The sequence below is a fragment of the [Clostridium] colinum genome, assembly GCF_940677205.1.
GTDB lineage: Bacteria > Bacillota > Clostridia > Lachnospirales > CAG-274 > Tyzzerella > Tyzzerella colina.
The window spans coordinates 1,296,869-1,318,070 of sequence record NZ_OW712331.1 but is presented as its reverse complement, the minus strand read 5'-3'; the positions used below and the strand labels follow the sequence as shown (position 1 = coordinate 1,318,070).

Annotated in this window: 15 protein-coding genes; 8 read left to right on the top strand and 7 right to left on the bottom strand. The window is 25.6% G+C overall.

Going from position 1 to position 21,202, the window contains the following annotated elements:
* Positions 1-104: 104 nt before the first annotated feature.
* The 4 genes from eno to NBW53_RS06565 all read right to left on the bottom strand — a co-directional run bounded on the left by eno (position 105) and on the right by NBW53_RS06565 (position 5,149).
* Positions 105-1,445, bottom strand: coding sequence for a phosphopyruvate hydratase (gene eno / locus NBW53_RS06580; protein ID WP_250277471.1), 1,341 nt, complete (start codon positions 1,443-1,445; stop codon positions 105-107).
* A 115-nt stretch (positions 1,446-1,560) separates the two neighbouring features.
* Positions 1,561-3,102 carry a 2,3-bisphosphoglycerate-independent phosphoglycerate mutase gene (gpmI, locus tag NBW53_RS06575; protein WP_250277470.1) on the bottom strand — a complete coding sequence of 514 codons (1,542 nt, stop codon included), beginning with the start codon at positions 3,100-3,102 and terminating at the stop codon, positions 1,561-1,563.
* A gap of 20 nt (positions 3,103-3,122) precedes the next feature.
* Positions 3,123-3,869 (bottom strand): triose-phosphate isomerase, encoded by a 747-nt coding sequence (gene tpiA / locus NBW53_RS06570; protein WP_250279018.1) that lies wholly within the window; start codon positions 3,867-3,869, stop codon positions 3,123-3,125.
* A gap of 92 nt (positions 3,870-3,961) precedes the next feature.
* Positions 3,962-5,149, bottom strand: a complete 1,188-nt coding sequence (locus NBW53_RS06565) for a phosphoglycerate kinase (RefSeq protein ID WP_330651602.1) — start codon at positions 5,147-5,149, stop codon at positions 3,962-3,964.
* Positions 5,150-5,456: 307 nt separating this feature from the next.
* On the opposite strand from NBW53_RS06565, the gene NBW53_RS06560 reads away from it, so the two are divergent.
* On the top strand, positions 5,457-5,831 hold the full coding sequence (locus NBW53_RS06560; RefSeq protein ID WP_250277469.1) for an SHOCT-like domain-containing protein: 375 nt from the start codon (positions 5,457-5,459) through the stop codon (positions 5,829-5,831).
* 130 nt (positions 5,832-5,961) lie between these two features.
* Here NBW53_RS06560 and NBW53_RS10065 read toward each other — a convergent pair whose 3' ends face one another.
* Genes NBW53_RS10065 through NBW53_RS06550 form a run of 3 tightly spaced genes read right to left on the bottom strand, consistent with a single transcriptional unit; the run spans position 5,962 to position 8,493 of the window.
* Complete coding sequence (locus NBW53_RS10065; protein WP_284345808.1) at positions 5,962-6,090, bottom strand: hypothetical protein; 129 nt, start codon at positions 6,088-6,090, stop codon at positions 5,962-5,964.
* A gap of 50 nt (positions 6,091-6,140) precedes the next feature.
* Positions 6,141-7,412, bottom strand: a complete 1,272-nt coding sequence (locus NBW53_RS06555; protein ID WP_250277468.1) for an NAD(P)-dependent oxidoreductase — start codon at positions 7,410-7,412, stop codon at positions 6,141-6,143.
* Between the two features lie 10 nt (positions 7,413-7,422).
* Positions 7,423-8,493 carry a pyridoxal phosphate-dependent aminotransferase gene (locus tag NBW53_RS06550; protein ID WP_250277467.1) on the bottom strand — a complete coding sequence of 357 codons (1,071 nt, stop codon included), beginning with the start codon at positions 8,491-8,493 and terminating at the stop codon, positions 7,423-7,425.
* A gap of 162 nt (positions 8,494-8,655) precedes the next feature.
* On the opposite strand from NBW53_RS06550, the gene NBW53_RS06545 reads away from it, so the two are divergent.
* The 7 genes from NBW53_RS06545 to NBW53_RS06515 are packed head-to-tail and all read left to right on the top strand — an operon-like array spanning position 8,656 to position 21,199.
* Complete coding sequence (locus NBW53_RS06545) at positions 8,656-9,837, top strand: DUF5717 family protein (protein WP_250277465.1); 1,182 nt, start codon at positions 8,656-8,658, stop codon at positions 9,835-9,837.
* Between the two features lie 10 nt (positions 9,838-9,847).
* Positions 9,848-12,508, top strand: a complete 2,661-nt coding sequence (locus tag NBW53_RS06540) for a DUF5717 family protein (RefSeq protein WP_250277463.1) — start codon at positions 9,848-9,850, stop codon at positions 12,506-12,508.
* Positions 12,509-12,542: 34 nt separating this feature from the next.
* Positions 12,543-14,219: an Hsp70 family protein gene (locus tag NBW53_RS06535; RefSeq protein WP_250277462.1), complete on the top strand. Its 1,677-nt coding sequence runs from the start codon at positions 12,543-12,545 to the stop codon at positions 14,217-14,219.
* Between the two features lie 25 nt (positions 14,220-14,244).
* Positions 14,245-15,942, top strand: coding sequence for a nucleotide exchange factor GrpE (grpE, locus tag NBW53_RS06530; RefSeq protein ID WP_250277461.1), 1,698 nt, complete (start codon positions 14,245-14,247; stop codon positions 15,940-15,942).
* A 7-nt stretch (positions 15,943-15,949) separates the two neighbouring features.
* On the top strand, positions 15,950-17,440 hold the full coding sequence (locus tag NBW53_RS06525; protein ID WP_250277460.1) for a DUF5716 family protein: 1,491 nt from the start codon (positions 15,950-15,952) through the stop codon (positions 17,438-17,440).
* A 30-nt stretch (positions 17,441-17,470) separates the two neighbouring features.
* Positions 17,471-19,105 (top strand): DUF5716 family protein, encoded by a 1,635-nt coding sequence (locus NBW53_RS06520; protein WP_250277458.1) that lies wholly within the window; start codon positions 17,471-17,473, stop codon positions 19,103-19,105.
* A 3-nt stretch (positions 19,106-19,108) separates the two neighbouring features.
* On the top strand, positions 19,109-21,199 hold the full coding sequence (locus tag NBW53_RS06515) for an Hsp70 family protein (RefSeq protein ID WP_250277457.1): 2,091 nt from the start codon (positions 19,109-19,111) through the stop codon (positions 21,197-21,199).
* Positions 21,200-21,202: the final 3 nt, after the last annotated feature.

Sequence of the window (21,202 nt, the reverse complement as noted above, 5' to 3'; positions counted from 1 at the left end):
TTTTAGTTTTATATTAAAAAATAAATATTAAAATTTTAATTATTTAAAATATTAGAAAAGGCTATATCAAAAATTGATATAGCCTTTATAAAATATTTTATAAATTATTTATTTTTTAAATTGAAAAAAGTGTTAAGACCTAAATATTCTGCAATATCACCAGAATCATTAAGCTCTTCTTCAATTCTTAATAATTGGTTATATTTTGCAACCCTGTCAGAACGGCAAGGAGCACCAGTTTTAATTTGTCCTGCATTTACTGCAACAGATATGTCTGCAATAGTAGAATCTTCTGTTTCACCAGAACGATGAGATACAACAGCAGTCATATTATTTCTATTAGCTAATTGGATAGCTTCAAAAGTTTCAGTTAAAGTACCGATTTGGTTAACTTTAATAAGGATTGAGTTAGCAACGCCAAGCTCGATACCTTTTTGTAATCTTTCTGTATTAGTAACAAATAAGTCATCACCAACTAATTGGATTTTATTACCTAATTTTTCAGTTAATAATTTCCAACCATCCCAGTCGTTTTCATCTAAACCATCTTCAATAGAAATGATTGGGTATTTAGCAACAAGTGCTTCATAGTAAGCAACCATTTCTTCAGAAGTTCTGTAGATTTCTTCGCCTTTCATTTTACTTTCACCTTCAAAGTAGTATTTACCAGAAGATTTGTCATAAAGTTCAGAAGAAGCAACGTCTAATGCCACTTTAATTTGTTCGCCTGGTTTGTAACCAGCTTTTTCAGTAGCTTCAAGGATTAAATCAATAACTTCGTCAGAAGTAGCTAAGTCTGGAGCGAAACCACCTTCATCACCAACAGCTGTAGAAAGACCTCTAGATTTTAATACTTTCTTTAAGTTGTGGTATATTTCAGCACACATTCTTAAAGCTTCTTTAAAAGAAGTAGCACCAACAGGCATAATCATAAATTCTTGAACGTCAACAGTGTTATCAGCGTGTTTACCACCGTTTAAAATGTTCATCATAGGAACTGGTAAAGTTTTAGAATTAAATCCACCTAAATATTGATATAAAGGCATATTTAATGCTTCAGCAGCCGCTCTAGCAACAGCCATAGATACTGCTAAAATAGCATTAGCACCTAATTTAGCTTTATTAGGAGTACCGTCTAAAGCAATCATAGTTCTATCAATAGAAACTTGGTCAAGAGCGTTCATACCGATAATTTCTTCAGCAATAGTTTCGTTTACGTTTTTAACTGCTGTTTCAACACCAGCACCAACGTATCTATCGCCACCGTCTCTAAGCTCAACAGCTTCGTGTTCACCAGTAGATGCACCAGAAGGAACAGCTGCTCTACCCATAACTAAGTTACCTACTAAATCTTCAACGATAACTTCAACTTCAACAGTAGGATTAGCTCTAGAGTCTAATACCTCTCTTGCAATTACATCAACAATTTCAATATAACCTTTCATTATATAAAAATCTCCTTTCAATTTATGTTATATAACATAGCCTGTTATAATATAATAATAACTTTAAATGTAAATAATGTCAATATTTTAACATAATAATTTTTTTATTAATTATTTATTTTATTAATAAAGATTCACCAGTCATTTCTTTTGGTTGTTCTAAATTCATCATATCTAAAAGAGTTGGAGCTATATCAGCAAGTTTTCCATCTTCTTTAAGACCTTTAGCTTTATCACAATTAATAAGAATAAAAGGTACTGGATTTGTTGTATGAGCTGTAAAAGGTTCGCCAGTAGTATAGTCTATCAATTGGTCGCTATTTCCGTGGTCTGCACAAATAAACATTTGAGCATTATTTGATATTACTGTATCTACTACTTTTCCTATACATTCATCTATAAATTCTATAGATTTAATAGCTGCATCTACAACACCAGTATGACCTACCATATCTGGATTTGCATAGTTTACAATAATTAAGTCATATTTGCCACTTGCAATATTTTCTGTTAATTTTTCTGTAACTTCTTTAGCGCTCATTTCTGGTTGTAAATCATAAGTTGCTACTTGTGGTGAAGGGATTAAAATTCTATCTTCATTTTTATATGGCTCTTCTACACCACCATTAAAGAAAAATGTAACGTGAGCATATTTTTCTGTTTCTGCAAGTCTTAATTGTTTAAGACCTAAATTAGATATGTATTCGCCAAAAGTATTTGTTAAACTTTCTTTTAAGAACACAACTTCTTTATTTTTAATAGAAGAATCATAATCTGTAAAAGTAACAAATTTTAAATTAAAGTAACCTTTAGCTCTATCAAAACCTGTAAAGTCTTCATCACAAAAAGCTCTTGTCATTTCTCTAGCTCTGTCAGGACGATAATTAAAGAAAATAACAGAATCATTTTCATTAATAGTAGCTATTGGCATATCATTTTCTGTAACTACAGTAGGTACTACAAATTCATCATTAACATCTTTAGAATAAGAATTTTCTATATAAGATATAACATTGTCTGTACTACCACCTTTACCCATAACCATAGCGTTGTATGCGTGTTCTACTCTTTCCCAACGATTATCTCTATCCATAGCATAATATCTACCACTAATAGTAGCTATTTTTCCTACACCAATTTCATTAATTTTAGCTTGTAATTCTTCTAAAAATCCTTTACCAGAGGTTGGGGGAGTGTCTCTACCATCTAAAAATGCATGAACATATACTTTTTCAATACCATTCATTTTAGCCATTTTTAATAGGCCATATAAATGCTCATTATGGCTATGAACACCACCGCTAGATAAAAGCCCCATTAAATGTAAAGCTGTATTTCTTTCTTTACAATTATCCATAGCACTTTTTAAAACATTGTTTTCAAAAAAATCTCCATCATGGATAGATTTAGTTATTCTAGTAAGCTCTTGATAAACAATTCTACCAGCTCCCATATTTAAATGTCCAACTTCAGAATTACCCATTTGACCGTCTGGTAAGCCAACAAATAAACCACTAGCATTACCTTTAACACAAGGGTATTCTTTAGTTATTTTATCAATATTAGGAGTATTAGCAAGTTTTATAGCATTACCTTCAGTTTTATCATTTATACCAAACCCATCTAATATCATTAAAATAGTTGTTTTTTTCTCCATATTTACCTCCTTACTAAGAATTAATAGTTTACAACTTTAATAAAGTCTTCTTTAAGGCTAGCGCCACCAACTAAACCACCATCTATATTAGGCATATTAAATAGTTCGTTTGCACTATCTCCAGTAACACTTCCGCCATATTGTATTCTAATAACATCAGAAACATCTTGACCATATATTTCTGCTATAACTTTTCTAACTTCTGCACAAACTTCTTCAGCTTGTTCTTTTGTTGCTACTTTACCAGTACCAATAGCCCAAATTGGTTCGTAAGCAATAACAACTTTTTTAGCATCTTCTTTAGAAATATTAGCAAAAGCCTTTTTAACTTGCATTCTAACTAATTCTATAGTAATATTAAGCTCTCTTTCTTCAAGGCTTTCACCAACACATAAGATAGGGATAATATCGTGTTCTAAAGCTTTTTTAATTTTTTTATTTACTATTTCATCAGTTTCTCCAAAATATGCACGTCTTTCAGAATGACCTATAATAACATATTTTACGCCAAGTTCTTTAAGCATAGATGGAGCAATTTCTCCAGTATAAGCACCAGATTCTTCAAAGTGCATATTTTGAGCTCCAAGATTAATATTTGTGCCTTTAATAGCTTCAGAAACAGACATTAAATCTACAAAAGGAACGCAAACTACTACATCACTTTTATCTGTATCAATACCACTTTTTAAAGTATTTATAAGCTCAACTGCTTCTTTATGATTTTTATTCATTTTCCAGTTACCAGCAATAATTTTTTTTCTCATAATATCCCTCCATAAATATATAGGCTAAGACTAAATTAAGCCTTAGCCTTTAGTTATAAAAATAATTAAGGTAAAATTTTATATTAAAAGTATAATTATTTGTCATCTGCTGCAACAACACCTGGTAATTCTTTACCTTCTAAAAATTCTAAAGAAGCACCACCACCAGTTGAAATATGGCTCATTTTATCTGCAAAACCAAGTTGGTTAACGGCTGCAGCAGAATCTCCACCACCAATAATTGTTGTAGCATCAATGTTTGCTAAAGCTTCTGCTACTGCGATAGTACCTTTTGCAAAGTTAGCAAATTCAAACACACCCATAGGTCCGTTCCAAACAACAGTTTTAGCATCTTTTAATGCATTTTTAAATAATTCTCTAGTTTTTTCACCTATGTCAAGACCTTGCCAACCTTCTGGAATATTTCCTTCTACTGTTTTAAATTCTGTATCATTTTTAAATTCTTGTGTGATAACTGTATCAACAGGGATTAAGAAGTTTACTCCTTTAGCTTTAGCTTTTTCCATCATTTCTTTAGCATATTCAACTTTGTCTGCTTCTAATAAAGAGTTACCTACTTCAAGGCCTTTAGCTTTCATAAATGTGTAAGCCATACCACCGCCAATAATTAATGTATCAACTTTTTCAAGTAAGTTATTGATAACATTAATTTTGTCAGAAACTTTAGCACCACCTAAGATAGCAACAAAAGGTCTAACAGGGTTATTTACAGCATTACCTAAATAAGTTATTTCTTTATCCATTAAATATCCAACAGCTGATTCTGAAACAAATTTTGTAACACCAACAGTTGAACAATGTGCTCTATGAGAAGAACCAAAAGCATCATTTACATAAACATCACAAAGGCTAGCAAGCTCTTTGCTAAATGTTTCTTCGTTTTTAGTTTCTTCTTTTCTAAATCTAGTGTTTTGTAATAAAACAACGTCACCTTCTTGCATTTCTTCAACGGCTTTTTTAGCATTTTCGCCAACAACTGTATCATCAGCGGCAAAAACAACTGTTTTACCTAATTTTTCAGATAATCTAGTAGCAACAGGTACTAAAGATGCAGTAGGAGTAGGCTCTTTTGGCTTACCTAAATGAGAACATAAAATAACTTTTGCACCTTCATTTATTAATTTATTTATTGTTGGAAGAGCAGCAACTATTCTGTTTTCATCTGTAATAACACCATCTTGTAATGGAACATTAAAGTCGCATCTTACTAATACTCTTTTCCCTTTTACTTGTAAATCATCAACGGATTTTTTATTTAACATAATAAATTCCCCTTTCAAAATACACAATATTTTGTGCTACTAAATTTAAAGTTAATTTTTAGAAATTGTGATTAATAAAAATATTCATCACATTGATAATATTATAACATATATACAATTTTATTGCTTTATATTTTTTATACAATTTTTTTTGTCATTTATTAGAAATTTTTATTAATAACACACAATTTAATATATTTTTATAGTTATTATATGTTTAATAAAATTATTTTATAATTAATAAAACATTTGTATACATAGTTACGTATATTATATATATCTAATAAAATTTATGGAGGTAATTAATATGACAAATGAAAGAATAATGATTTTGGAAATGGTTAAAGAAAACAAAATATCTGTTGATGATGGGGTTAAACTTTTAAACGCAATAAATAAAAATAGTTCTTCTAATTTTGAAGATTTTAAAAATGATTTAAAATATAAATTTGACAATATGCCAAAGCCAGATACAACTAAAATAAAACAAAATACACAAGCAGTTTTTAATAAAACAGAAGAATTATTTGATGAATTTGCAAAATCTATAAAAGATTTTTTTAATACATCTAATACAAATAATAATACACAAAATAATGATAATAATACAACTATAAATGTTGAGCCAGTAGAACCTGAAAATAAAGAAAATAATACTAATAATGAAGATAATAATAACTAAAATATATGTAAATAAAGATATAGATTTTTTCTATAACTTTTAAAAAGTTTTAGAAAAATTTATATAAAAAGAGTATATTAAAATACAATAATTTAGTATTTTAATATACTCTTTTTTACTTATAAACTTATTAGTTTTTAGCTTTGCCTTGTATTTCAGGAACAGGGTCTAATGTATTTTTATTAGAATGATATTTTTTATTACTTTCTGTTTTAGGTTGACTATTTTTACCAGGTCTTTTCATACCAGCTTTTGCCATAAATATACCTCCTTTATTTTATGTAAATATTATTTGATGCAGTGAAAAATTTATTCATAAAATTTTGAAGAAATATATTCTTTTATGCTATGTGCAGTTTTTCTTCCTTCACGCATAGCGACAACAACTGTGTCTGGGCCATTTACAACATCTCCACCGGCAAAAACACCATCTATATTTGTCATACCAAAAGGAGAATCGGATATTTTTATACAACCCCAATCATCTAATTTTATAGAATTATCTTCTACAATAGGTTTAGAGCCAATAGCAGTTAAAACAATTGTACAAGGTATAATAAACTCTTCTTCTGTGTCTAAATTTTTTACTTTTAATCCAGTAACTTTATTATCTTCACCAATAAACTCTAAAGGGTTACATCTCCACATAAAGTTAACATTATCTTTAACTGCTTCTTCATATTCTTCCAAAGAAGCAGGCATTTCTTCTCTTGTTCTTCTATATACAACAGTTGTTTTGTCAGTTAAAATTTTTGCTGTTCTAGAGGCGTCCATAGCAACATTACCACCACCAATAACTAACACAATGTCTGAAGATTTTATAATAGGGTTATTTTTATCTTTAGCAAAGTCAGTTAAAAACTGATTAGCGTGTATAACACCATTAAGATTTTCACCTTTAATATTAATAGATTTTGGCATATTTGCTCCAGTAGATAAAAATATAGCATTATATCCTTTATTTTTTAATGTTTCTATTGAAAAGTCTTTACCAAATTTACTATTTAATATAAAGTTTACACCTAAATTTTTTAATTTTTCTATCTCTCTATCAACGGAATATGTAGGTAGCCTAAACGTAGGAATACCATAGGATAATATACCGCCTGGTTTTTCTTCCATTTCGTATATATCAACATTAAATCCATCTTTAGCTAGTATGTATGCACAGCTAAGACCAGAAGGACCAGAACCAACAATAGCAACTTTACTTAAGTTATTATTAAATTTTTGATTATCTATAAAATTATTTTCATAAGCATAATTGGCTATAAAATTTTCTATCCTACCAATTTTAACAGGAGTTTTTTTTCTACCTAAGATACAACTACCTTCACATTGTTTTTCGTGAGCACAAATTTTTCCACATATAGCAGGTAAATTTGTCTTTTCAGATAATATTTTATAAGCTAGTTTTAAATCATCATCTACAACGGCTTTTATAAATTGTGGAATATTATTTTGTATAGGACAACCAGTAACACAAAGGGGTTTTTTACAATTTAAACAACGTTTTGCTTCTTCTAAAGCTTCATCTTTGGTTAAATCTAAAACATCTAAAGTATTAAGTTTATTTAACATATAACACCTCTTATAGTAAAATATTTTTTAGTTTATTTATTAATCGTTTGTTGTTTTCTTCAGAAAGGATACAAAATCTAAAAAAACTATCATCTAAAAAAGTAAAATTTTTAGCATCTCTTATTAGTATATTTTCTTTTATAAGTATTTCAAAAAGGTTTGTTGAAGTAGTTTTTTTGTTTAAAATTTTGCATAATATAAAGTTAGATTTACTATCATAAAATTTTAAATTATTAATGTTAGAAAGTTCTTTAAATATATATTTTTTTTGTGTAGATATTAAATTTTTGGTGGCTTTAATATATTCTATATCATTAAATATAGTTATACCAATTAAATTTGCAATAGAATTAACGCTCCAAGGGTCTTTGTATTTATTTATTTTATGTAAAATATCTTTATTTTTACAAATACCATAACCAAGCCTTATACCAGGTATAGCAAAAAATTTTGAAGTACCTCTTATAATAAATAAATTGTCATAATAGTCTACAAGAGAGGTAGCACATATATTTTCACTTTCACTAGAAAACTCAGCATATGTTTCATCTATCATTAAGAATTTGCATTTTTCTAATAAAAGTTTAATTTGGTCATTATTTAGAGCAGTACCTGTTGGATTATTAGGGTTACATAAAATAACTAAATCTATTTTATCGTTAATAATATTTAAAAGATTTTGTATGTTTAGTATAAAATTATCTTCTTCTTTTAAATGAAAAAAATGTATATTACAGTTATTATTTTTTAATTCTCGTTCATACTCAGAATAAGAAGGAGAAACAATAATAGCATTTTTAGGAGATAAATTTTTTATAAACAAAGAAATAATTTCAGTAGCTCCATTACCAACAATTATACTATTTTCACTACAATTGCAATAATTAGATATAGATTTTTTTAAAGTAGAGTAGTTTTTATCTGGATAAGTCGTTATAACATCAATATTACTACTTATAGTATTTTTTATTTTATTAGACATACCTAAAGGGTTTATATTTCCACTAAAATCTATAATAGAATTTTTAGGTATGTTATATTTTTGATTTATCATATCTAAATCTCCACCATGATTAAGCATAAATCTCCTCCTTTAAAATTTTATCAATATATATATTAAAATAAAAATCTATTAATTTCAACAATTATTTATTTAAAAGTTGATAGTTTGCAAAAAATGATTTATAATAAAATTAACATTTATTAGAAAGTATAAAAACATATTATTAAAGAAGGTAAAAAAATGGATTTAAAAGAATTTTTAGAATATCCTTTACCTAATATACAAATAGATATAGATAAAATAGCTATAAATATGAATGAAAAAAATAGCGGGACTATAAATATCAAAAATATTGGGGGAGGTACATTATCAGGTAATATAATATCAAATACAGACTGTATAATACTAGATAAAGAAGAATTTTATGGTAATGATATAAACATAGAATATCGAGTGGTACCTTCAATATATTCTAGTGGGGACTTTATAAAAAGTGAAATAACTATAATATCTAATGGAGGTCAAATTTATATTCCTGTTTTTATTAATATTTTAAATTTTGATTATTTAGAATGTGGTAAAAATAAGATATATACAATAAAAGATTTTTATCAGTATTATTTAAAAAATTATATTGATGCAATAAGAATTTTTTATTCTTATGAGTTTGTATTATGGTTAAAAAATATAAAATATAAACATATAGACGTAGTAGAAGAAATACTAAAAGATGCCAATAAACAAAGGGCTTTAGATAACTTTTTTATTCTAACAAAAATGAAAGAAAGAGCATATATACAAATAATGCAAAAAAATTTTAAATACAAATATTTTACCACAAGATTGGATACAGAGATAATAGGGATTATACCTATAAAGCTTATAGGTACAGGATATTTTGAAGAAGATATTATATTAGAAGAAGATATAAATTTTATAAAAATATCTAAAAGTAAAATTACTAATAAAGATTTTGATGAAAATGGAATATATAATTTAGAATTTAAAATTTTAAAAAATAAAATAGATAGTTTTTTTGAAAAAAGAAAAATATTATTTAATAAAACAAATCAGAGTGTAACAATAGAGCTTAACAGAAAAAATCCAGTTGAAATATTATTGGAGCGAAAATATTTTACAATAACGGATAAAGGAATATTAAAAATATTAAATAATACAGAGGAAGACATAATAGTAGAAATTATACCTAATGATACTTTTATACATTTTGAAGGTAAAAAGTATCTTGTATCAAAATATGCAGAAATTGGATTTGACGTAAGATTAACAGGATTTTTAAAGGCACAGATGGATTTTACTAAAAAGCCTAACTTAGAAAGTGAAATATTTATAAAAGTTATTTTTGGAGATAATATATATAAAATACAAAAAATTATATATATTGGCAATAGTTTAATATAGGAGTATTAATATGCAATTTTTAGAAAAAAATATTAATAATATAGAAAAGCAATATAATAATAAAAAAAATAAAAAAAGACTTATATTCCTTTTAAACACATATTATTTAGGATTTTTAACTATGGATAAAATTACTTATTTAAACAAAGCCTATAATTATTGTGCAGAATATTTAAACAAAAATAAGTCGGATATAGATATTTTGCTTGCAATATTGTTTTTTAGTATAAATATTAAAGATAAAGAAAAAATAGATTATTTTAATAGTAATATTTCTAAATATAAAAAATATTTAAGAAATAATGATGAAGAAAAATATGAATTTTATTTATTTTTGCAAGGGTTAATAAGAGCTAATAAAGGAGCTATTAGGTCTACTAATAAGTATATAAAATATTTACAAAATATAGAAAGTGATAAATCAAAATTATATATAATATTTTTAAAAATAATAATAGATGATGTTGATAGAAATATTATGGAATATATAAAAAATATAAATGATAATAGTTTTTATAAAAATATAATTTTGTATAATATTTTAGAAAAAAAGCAAAAATTTATAAATATAGATAAAGGAATATTTAAAAATTATATAAAATGGTCTTTATACAATGGAATAAATATAGAGAAAACAATAATTAGATACGAAAATAGTATAATGTTTAATTATAGTGAAAATACATTTAATAAAAAACTATATTTTAATTATAATTTAGATTTTATTTTAATAAAAATTTGCGAGGTATATCTTCAAAATAATATACATAATAAATATAGTTATTTTTTCTTTAAAGAAGCTATAAATAGGCAATTATCTATGGATAAATTAAATAATAATTATATAAAAGCTTGTTATAAAAATAATATGGAAGATATAGGGCTTTATCCTATAAGGCAATTTTTAAAAGAAAAAAATAAAGACATAGATTTAATGTTATTTATATATTATATTATTCTAAATGATAAAAAATACAATAGTTTAGTTTTGGAAAATAAAAATAAAATATTACAATATTCAGCTTATTTTTTAGAAAAAGGTTGCACAGGTAAATATTATTATACACTTTATAAATATTTATTAGATTTTGTAAAAGAAGATAGCTTAGAAGAAAAGAAAATAATGGATATTTTATATCCTAATAATTTTTTATATGAAATATTTATAGAAGATAATAAAGCTAAAGTTATCCTTATAAAAGATTATGAAATAGATAGTATTACAGAATACAGGATAAATAATAATAAGGCTATTATAACAGCAAGCTCAACAAATTTTTATTATTATGTATTTACTGAAGAAAAAAAAGATTTATTAGACTGTAAAGTAAAAATTAAAAGAGTTGTAGAAAGAGTTAATGGTAAATATTTTAATAGATTTTATCAAAAAGGTTATAGAGATAAATTTACACTAATAAATACAGTAAGATATTTTTTAGAATGTGATGATTTAGATAGTAGCAAAATAGAAATTTTACAAGAAGCATTAAATTTAAACATATCAATACATTTTAAAATGAAAATATTATTAAATATTGGTAACATTAATTTTTATAATGAAAACTATGAAATAGCAACAAGTTATTATAAAAAAGTTTTAGAAAAATATATAAACGATAAATATTTAGATAATATTCTAAAATCTTATATTATTTGTAAAGAATATGAAAAATCTATTGAAATTATTAAAAAGAAAGCTCATATTTTAAGTGATGATGTGTTATTTTATGCTATAAAAAATATAAGTGAAGATGAAAAATATGATAAAGATATAGCGGTATTTGCATATGAGCTTTTACTTCGTTCAAAGGTTGATAATATTTTTATAGAAATAGTTTTAAAAAATTATAAAGGTAGTCTTAAAGAATGGATTGAGCTTAGAAAATCTTTAGAAACAATAGGTATTTTGAAAAAAGAGATAGATGAGCATATATTAAAAATAACAATATATACACATAGTATAAATAGTTATAGTGAAAAAATATTTTTAAAATTATATCAAGAAGATGTAGACAGTAGTATTATAGAATATTTTTTAAATTATTGTATGTATGAGGCCTTTAATGGTGATTATATATTTAGTGATGATGTTTTATACATTATGGAATATATATTTAAAGAAACTAACTATAACATATTAGGATATGCTTTGGCACATATATATTTAAAAGGAAATTATAATTTAGAAAATAAAAATAATATATTAAATCAAATTATAAAAAATATGGAAAAGGAGCAAATAGGATTTAAAATATTTGAAAATAATAAAGACAAATTTAAAGATTTCTCGTATTTATATAAAAATAAACCTTTTATTTACAATACTGTACCTAATAGGGAGGTTTATTTACATTATAAAAATATAAACCAAGATAAATTTTTATCTATAAAAATGAAATATTTTAAATTTGGAATATATATTGTAACTTTACCTATTTTTTATGGCGAAGATATAGAATATTATTTTGTAGAAAATATAGAAAATGGTAGTATCGCTACTAAAAGTTTTTTTACAACTAACAATAAAAATATAATATTTGATATAGATGATATATATTTTAAAATAAATAATGCTTTTATAAATATTTATGAAGGAAAATATAATCAAGTGCATAATTCGATAGAACAACTTATTTTAAAAGATTATAACTTAAAAGGAAAAATATTATAAAAGTAATATTTTAAAACTAAGGAGGAAAATAAAAATGGGAACATTAGGTCTTGATTTAGAAAGAGGATTATTTTTGGGGATAGATTTTGGTACAACAAATTCGGTTGTTAGTATATTTGATTTTAAAGACGGTGAAGTTCAAACAATACCTATTGATGGTAGTAATATTTTTCCAACTGCTATCCAGTTTGAAACAGATATAGAAGATGAAAACAAATTATCTAAAATATTTGGAGTACAGGCTAAAGAGGCGGCTATGATATACCCTCAAAGTACTATTTTATCTATAAAAAGATTTTTAGGTACAGATGAAAACATTGTAGTTAATGTAGATGATAAAGAGTTTGTGTTTAAGCCAGAACAAATAGCAGGAGAGATAATGGGATATCTTAAAAGAATGGCAGATGAATATGCTAGAGAAAAGCTTAATATATCTGGCGAATTTTCAGGTTGTGTAATAACAGTTCCGGCTAACTCTACAGATAAACAAAAGAAAATGACAAAAGAGGCAGCTATACTAGCAGGCTTTGATGAAGATAGTGTATATTTAAGACTAGAGCCAGCAGCCGCTGCAATAAGCTATGCAGTAAATGAAAGAAAAGATAAAAAAGTGTTAGTTTATGACTTTGGCGGTGGAACATTTGATGCTTGTATATTAGAAATAAAATTAGATGAAAATAAAGAACCAAATATATCTATTTTAAGCACTTATGGAGATAATAATTTAGGTGGGAATGATGTTGATAAAATATTAATAGATATGATATATGAAGAGTTTAAAAAATTGACAGACAATGAAATAGATTTATTTGATGAAAATATAGATGATGGTGTTTCTAAAAGGCAAAAAAAGGTAGCTTTAGTTCGTTTAGCACAAATGGCAAACCAAGCAAAAGAAAGACTTTCACAAGCAAAATCTACAAAAATAGTATTAGCACCATTTATACAAGAACCTAAAATAGTTAATATCAATATGGAAATAACAAGAGATGACTTTTTAAATCATAAGAGAGTAAATAAACTTAACGATAGTGATGAAATATTTGAAAAATTTCAAGGAAAGTCTGTTATAGATATGATTAACCAAACTATTTTATGTGTTGATAAATCTTTAGAAACGGCTAAAATAAAAACTGAAGATATAGATGAAATATTTTTAGTAGGGGGTAGTTCATCTATGCCTATTGTAAGTGAAAAAATAAAAGAAAAATTTAATAAAGAACCTTTCAAATCTAAAATAAGTCCAGCACTTAGTATATCTCAAGGAGCAGCACATTATTGTAATATGATTATGATGCCAACAGTAAAAGGTCCTGTTGTTCACGAAAAAACTATTCACCCAATAGGGTTAGAAATAGCAGGTAGAAGGTTTATGGAGATTGTAAAAGCAGGTATGGATATACCAAAAGATAGCCTTGTAGTAGAAGCTCCAGAACCATTAATAACTAATTTTGACAATGTTAGCAGTATGGCTATTGTTGTTTATGAAAACACTATACCAGATGATACAAAAGGAAATACTTTTGTTACTAATGATGGTATGAAAAGGCTTGCTGGAACTTCTTTAAGAGGGATACCACAAGGACCAAAAGGAAAAGAAAAAGTAAAAGTAATATTTAGTGTTAGCCCAGATAATATGCTTAAAGTTACAGCTAAAAGTATGAGTGATGGTGGAATTGTTACAGAACTTTCAGTTGATGAGCTATACTAATAAAGTATTATGAAGGGAGGAGCCTATGTGTAAATCTACCATAGAAATGGAATTTGAAAAAATTTTTATGGAGCAAGATTGCTTTAAAAAACAGTATATTTGTATGCTTAAAGAAAAGTTTATATCTAGTAAGAAGCAATTAAAAAGGCTCATTTTATCTATATTTATGAATCATATATCAAATAATGAAAGCTTAGCATTATTTGATGAGGAGATTTTTAACATTTATAAAACAATTATTGATAATTATATAACTTTTTTAAATAACATAGAAAATATGAATTTTAAATTTAATAATGAATTATTAAAAAATTTATCTGGCATAGTTTCTGTTTTAAAAAGTCAAGTTAGCTTTTTTTCTGATAATAAAAATTTGGATATAAATCCTATTTATACAGAAAAGAAAAATGTAACAACAAAATATGTAGATAATATTTATAAAAATCTAGATATTTTATCGGATAATAGTTTTGAAAATATAGATTTAAAAAATATTAAACAACATTTTATAACCACTATTATAGAAAATATATTATCTAATTATAAAACAAATCTGATATGTTGCTTTAATTCTATTAATGATATAGAAAATAGAAAACAAGTAAAATATTTTAAGGAAGTTTTAGAAGAAGAAATTGAAATTTTAACTTCTATAATAAAATTTCAAATAAAGGCTTTAGAAGACTTTTGTGAGAATGATGATGAAAAAATTAATATAGAAAATTTACTAAATCCTATAATAGAATCTTATCAACAAACAAGCAAAAGCTTTAATGAGCTTAATAAAAAGATTAAATCAATAGATACAAATATTAATATAGATTTTGATATAGACAATAAAAAAATAGAAAAATTTATTATAGGGATTTTTAAAGATATTAAAAATCCCGAAGATAAATTTAAAGAAAAAGCTTTTAAAATATTTGAAAAATATCTAGCCGAATTAAAAGAAAAAACTATATTAAAAGAAGAAGATAATATAAATTTATTTAAAAATAATATAGATAAATCTTTAAATTTTTCACAAAATATTAGAAATAAATTTGATGTGATTTGTCAATATATAGAGCAAAATAAGTCATTTTATGAAAAAAATAATGTATATAATATTATAGATGGAATATATGAAAGTATAAATATTAAATCTATTAATATAAAAGAAAAAGAAGACGAAATATTTTTAGATAAAGATAAAATGTATATAAAAATAAATGAAGAGTTAAAAATTTTTAAAAATTATGATATAGAATATGATTTTAATGCCATATATAATACATTAAAAATAGATTTTAATATGGAAAATATAAAAAATCATATAAATATTGAGCCTATGTTATGTAATTTAGAAAAAACTTTTAGCCTTTACATAAAAAAGATAGATGATTTTATAAAAAATACAATTTTATTTGAAATAAGCACATTTCAAGAAATAATGTATTATTCTGTTGTAAGGCTTAGAGATAGTGAAGATGAAAAAATAAAAGATTTTACTAAATATATAGATAATATTGAGATGGATATAGAAGACATTTTGACACAAAATAATATTTTACTTATAAAACCAAATCCACACGATATGTTTAATGCAAAAGAACACGAAGTTTTATTAGCCGAAAAAAATGAAGATTTTATTAAAGGTCAAATAATAAAAGTTGTAAATTATGGATATAAGGAAAAAGATAAAGGAATTATAAAAAGGGCTACCATTATAGCAGCAAAGTAGGGGTTTTATGATTAATGAAAATAAATTTATTATAGGAATAGATTTAGGTAACCTAACCTCAACTATATCTTATTTTGACTTTAACCAAATGGATATAGATGTTGTTGATGTTAGCGGAGGATATGGAAAAGCTAGTGTGCCAACAGTTGTTTCTTATAATATAGACACTGGAGATTGGATTTTTGGAGAATATGCTATATTAAATAAAGGATTTGCCAATGAAATAATAATAGATAATATAGTAGATAATCTTGGAAAAGGTTTAACTTATACTGTTAAAGATAAAAACATAAGTTTAACTTTAGCTTTAAGTAAATTTATATTATTTTTAATAGAAAATATAAAAAATATTAATCCTAATGCTAATATAGAAGGAATTGTTTTATCTATATCTTCCTATGCTAATTATGATGATGTAAAAGAAGCTTTTAAGCTTGCTAATATAGACCATTTATTATTAAAAATTACAAATGATAAAGAATGTATTTTAAAAAGCTATTTTTATGAAAATGATATTATAGGAGATAAAATATTAATAGTTGATTATAGTAATAGGCAACTTAGAGCTTCTATTTATAAAATACAAGAAGAAGGCAAAATAAAATGTGTAAAAACATATTTTAATGAAAAAATAGGACAACAAAGATTATTTAATATAACAAAAAATTTAATAACAAAAAAATTTTTAGAAGAAACAGGTAAGATAGATTTAACAGAATATGAGAAAAATAGTTTAGATTCTTTTGTATACCAACAATTTGATATTATTTTTCAAAGGCAAAGCTTGTCGGATATAAAGCTATATTATAACTTTTTTTATCCACCATTTCAAAAGATAATAACAAAGCAAGAAATTTTTGATATAATCTCTTTTTTTGAAAAAGAAATGAATACATTTTTTAATGACTTATTTCAAAATATAGAGATTAAAGAAAATGATATAAAAAACATTATATTAACAGGTGGTGGAATAGAGATAGATTTTATACATAAGTTTATAAAATCTAGGTTTAATTTAGAAAAAAGTTTTAAGACAAAAGCAAAAAGATTTATATCAGACGGAGCTTGCATAACAGCTTGTCAAGAGCTTGGTGTTTTACCAAAAGATAAAATGTATATAGAAGATGAAGAACAAATAAAGTCAAATATAGGTATATTTATAAAAAAATTAGATAGTGTAAAATTTGAACCTTTTGTCTATAAAAATAGTTTTATTTGGCAAAAATTTGATAAAAAAGTATTTTGTTTAACTAATGATAAAAATATAGATATTAATATTGCTTTGCAAGAAAACGAAAATTTTAAGGTTATAGAAAATATAAAATTAAATTTAAATGATTATTCAGATTTTGATAATAGTGATGTTAAAACAATTAGACTTTTAATGTATGTAGAGTTTAAAAGTAATAAACAAATGATTTTTAATATAGAAGATTTTGGATTTGGTGATATACGACCTAAGACTCAGTTTAAAAAACAATTTATTATAAATATATAGTACAAATAGTAGATAAAAGAGGTGATATATATGAAATGGACAGAATATAAAAAGCAAATAGAAGAAAATAAAAACTTATTGGAAGATTATTATATTTTAGGTATAGACCTTGGGACAACTAATTCTATAATAAGCTATTGGGATATGATAAATGAAAAACCAGAGCCAATAGATATAAGCAATGGATTTGGAAAAATACCTATGCCTTCTGTTGTTCAATATAGAAAAGATGACGAAGGAGAAGGCGAGTGGGTTATAGGTGAAGAAGCTTTTCGCTCAATGAAAATATATCCAGAAACTACTATACGTTCTATAAAAAGAAAAATGGGGACTAATGAAACAGTTGAGCTAGATGGAAAAAAATACTTACCAGAAGAAATATCTGCTAAAATATTAACAGAGCTTATAGAACATTGTAAAAGTTTAAATCCTAAAGCAGAGATAGTAGGACTTGTTGTTTCTGTTCCTTATGATTTTGACGATGCCGCAAAAAAAGCAACTATGAAAGCTTGTGAAATAGCTGGAATATCGGACAAGCTTATTTGTCTTATAGAAGAGCCAAAAGCAGCGGCACTTGCATATAACTTTAGACATCAATTAAATCAAGATGAAAAAATAATGGTTTTTGACTTTGGTGGTGGTACATTAGATATCACATTATTTAATGTTTTAGAAAAAGATGATAAGCATATAAAATTACAGGTTATAAGTGAAGGTGGAAAAGCCTATCACGGTGGAGATAATGTGGACGAGTATATTTTAAATAGATGCTATAATTTTATAGAAGAAAAAGCTAATCAAAAAAGAGAAGATTTAAGCCCAGAAAATATGGTAGAGCTTATTTGCCGTGCTAGAGAGTCTAAAGAGCGTCTTTCTGGAGTAAAAACTTTTAGAATACCTTTTACATTTTGTATACCACCTTTTGTAGAACAGATGACAAGAGATGATTTAGAAGAAATAATTAACCCTTTTATAGAAGAAACTAGAAAGCTTGTTTTAAAGGCTTTAAGAGAAGTTTATACAGGTGCATTAACTCCAGATGATATAGATAGAGTTTTATTAGAAGGTGGGTCTTCTCAGATGCCGTGGGTAAAAGATATGCTTATAGCTATTTTTAATAATGAAAGTAAAATTTACACATCTGAAAGACCAGCTTTAGATATATCTCTTGGTGCAACATATTATGCAGCTATGAAAATGGGACTTTTATCATCTCCAGATATAGAAAGTGAAAAAATGTCTATAGAATTTGAGGTTACAGTACCTCACGATATAGGGCTTGAAATAGAAAATAATGGTGTTAAATCTTTTTACACAATGATTAGAAGAGGAACACCATATGCATTAGCTAAAAAAGAACAAATATTTACTCTTTCTGGTACTGAAAAAGAGGATATGACAAACTTTAATTTAAAAATAATGGAAAGAATAAATAAAGAAGATACTATTGAAAAATGCAAACTAATAGGCGAAGTTTTAATAAAAGATTTACCAGAAAGACCTAGTGGTAAAACAAGACTTAACATAACATTGCAAGTAGAAGAAGAAGGTGGCCTTGTTAAAGGGTCTGTTACCGATATGGGATATGGTACAGAATATGAACCTTCTGGATATAGTGAAAGTTTTGACCCAAGCAGATTTAATAAAACAATTTTGGAGGGCTAAAAAATGGCATATTTAGGAATAGATTTAGGTACAACAAACTCCGTTGCAACAATATATAGAGATAGAGATGATAAAATTGAAGTAGTAAAAATAGATGGTACAGACGAAGTTTTGCCTTCTGTTGTTAATTATCCAACATTAGAAGGGGAAGAAATAGTAGTAGGGTCTGAGGCTAAATTAGCATCTATTATTTACCCAGAAAGTACTGTTATATCTATAAAAAGAAAAATAGGAACAGATGAAAAAGTTATTATAAATGGAGAAGAAAAAACTCCAGAGCAAGTAAGTGCAGAAATATTAAAAAAACTAAAAAAATCTGCAGAAGAGCAATCTGGAGAAACTTTTGATGAAGTTGTTATAACACACCCAGCATATTTTAACGATAGACAAATTTTTGCTACAAAACAAGCGGGTATATTAGCAGGATTTAAAAATGTTTATCTTTTATCTGAACCATTGGCTGCAGCTATTGAATATGGATATAAACAAGGCTATGCACAAACTTTACTTGTATATGATTTTGGCGGTGGAACTTTTGATGCTTGTGTTTTAAAAGTTAGCATTGATGAAAATGGGGAAGAAATTTTTCAAGAGCTTTCAGACGTTGGGGATATGAACCTTGGTGGAGATGATTTTGATGCAGAGCTTATAAAGTTTATGAAAGAAAAATTTATGCAAGATAGTGGCATAGATATAGATAGCTTAGATGATTTAGACAGAAAAACAGTTATGCAAAAATTAAAACAAGAAGCAGAGCAAACTAAGAAAAAATTATCTGGTACAGGAAAAGTGTCAATAAAAATAAATCCACTTGTAATTATTGATGGTGTACCTAAAAATTTATCTATTGATATAACAAGAGAAGACTTTGAGGCACTTATTAGAAAATATGTAGAAAGAAGCCGAGAAATTTTAGAAGAAGCATTAAAAAGAGCAAATAAAGAGCCAGATGAAATATCAAAAGTTATATTAGTAGGCGGGTCTACACTAATACCAATGGTTAAAAGAATGGTAGCCGGATTTGTAAAAGAGCCTTATAGAGCAACAGACCCAGCTAAAAGTGTTGCTATGGGAGCAGCTATTTATAACTATCTTATACATTTACCTAATAGAAATGTTAAAGTAGGGCAAATAACAAGACAAATTTTTGGAACAGAGGCTATAATAAATATAGATACAATGGAAAGAGGACTTATACCTATTATACCTATGGGTAGCCCTATACCAAGTAAATTTTCAGATTCTAAATTTTCTAATGCTAATGGTGCTAGCACAGTAGCAGTTGATGTTTATCAATGGGAACAAGGAAATGAAGAAAATAAAAAATATATAGGTACAGCTATTTTGGACAATCTTAAAGGTGAATCTCAAATAGAAATAACATATGCTATTGATGAAAATAACCTTTTTGAAGTATATTTAAAAGATATAAATACAGGTAAAATAAAAATAAAAGAATTTGATAGAACAAAATTTTCTTTACCACCTGAAAAAGAAGATGTTAAGCTTGTAGGTAAAGAAAATGTAAATATTACATTTTTAATAGATACAACAGGTAGTATGGATAGCTATATAAATGGTGTTAAAGACAGAGCAATTGAATTTTCAAATATATTAAGTGAACGAGGGGCTAAATTTAAACTTGGGCTTATAGGATTTGGAGATTTAAATGAAAAAGAAAAACCTAGTGTATATAATTTTACAAATGATATAGAAAAATTTAAACGTCAAGTAAAAAATATACCAAGAACTTATGGTGGAGATATACCTGAATCATCACTTGATGCCTTAGAAACAGGTGTTCAACTTTTACAAAATTCTGATTTAGAGCCAGATAGTCAAAACATATTTATATTAATAACAGATGCTCCTCCTCATGTTCCTACTAATAGTGGTAAAAGTGTTGAAGATATTTGTAATATGCTAAAACAGGCAAAAGTTACAACATATGTTGTAGCAAGGCGTGATAAAGAAAGCCTAAAATCTTTCGACCCAGTTACTGCTCCAAATGGAAAATATTATGACTTAAAAGATAAGTTTTATGATATATTAGATAATATAGCTAGAAGTATAACAGAACTAATAAGATTATAAAGA

Bases quoted from the DNA above. Each gene is read 5' to 3' on its own strand.
- NBW53_RS06550 (WP_250277467.1), bottom strand. From the start codon at position 8,493: ATGCTTAATCATGGTGGAGATTTAGATATGATAAATCAAAAATATAAC.
- NBW53_RS06520 (WP_250277458.1), top strand. From the start codon at position 17,471: ATGAAATGGACAGAATATAAAAAGCAAATAGAAGAAAATAAAAACTTA.
- gpmI (WP_250277470.1), bottom strand. From the start codon at position 3,102: ATGGAGAAAAAAACAACTATTTTAATGATATTAGATGGGTTTGGTATA.
- NBW53_RS06515 (WP_250277457.1), top strand. From the start codon at position 19,109: ATGGCATATTTAGGAATAGATTTAGGTACAACAAACTCCGTTGCAACA.
- NBW53_RS06535 (WP_250277462.1), top strand. From the start codon at position 12,543: ATGGGAACATTAGGTCTTGATTTAGAAAGAGGATTATTTTTGGGGATA.
- NBW53_RS06555 (WP_250277468.1), bottom strand. From the start codon at position 7,412: ATGTTAAATAAACTTAATACTTTAGATGTTTTAGATTTAACCAAAGAT.
- NBW53_RS06540 (WP_250277463.1), top strand. From the start codon at position 9,848: ATGCAATTTTTAGAAAAAAATATTAATAATATAGAAAAGCAATATAAT.
- NBW53_RS10065 (WP_284345808.1), bottom strand. From the start codon at position 6,090: ATGGCAAAAGCTGGTATGAAAAGACCTGGTAAAAATAGTCAACCTAAA.
- eno (WP_250277471.1), bottom strand. From the start codon at position 1,445: ATGAAAGGTTATATTGAAATTGTTGATGTAATTGCAAGAGAGGTATTA.
- grpE (WP_250277461.1), top strand. From the start codon at position 14,245: ATGTGTAAATCTACCATAGAAATGGAATTTGAAAAAATTTTTATGGAG.
- NBW53_RS06565 (WP_330651602.1), bottom strand. From the start codon at position 5,149: ATGTTAAATAAAAAATCCGTTGATGATTTACAAGTAAAAGGGAAAAGA.
- NBW53_RS06525 (WP_250277460.1), top strand. From the start codon at position 15,950: ATGATTAATGAAAATAAATTTATTATAGGAATAGATTTAGGTAACCTA.
- NBW53_RS06545 (WP_250277465.1), top strand. From the start codon at position 8,656: ATGGATTTAAAAGAATTTTTAGAATATCCTTTACCTAATATACAAATA.
- NBW53_RS06560 (WP_250277469.1), top strand. From the start codon at position 5,457: ATGACAAATGAAAGAATAATGATTTTGGAAATGGTTAAAGAAAACAAA.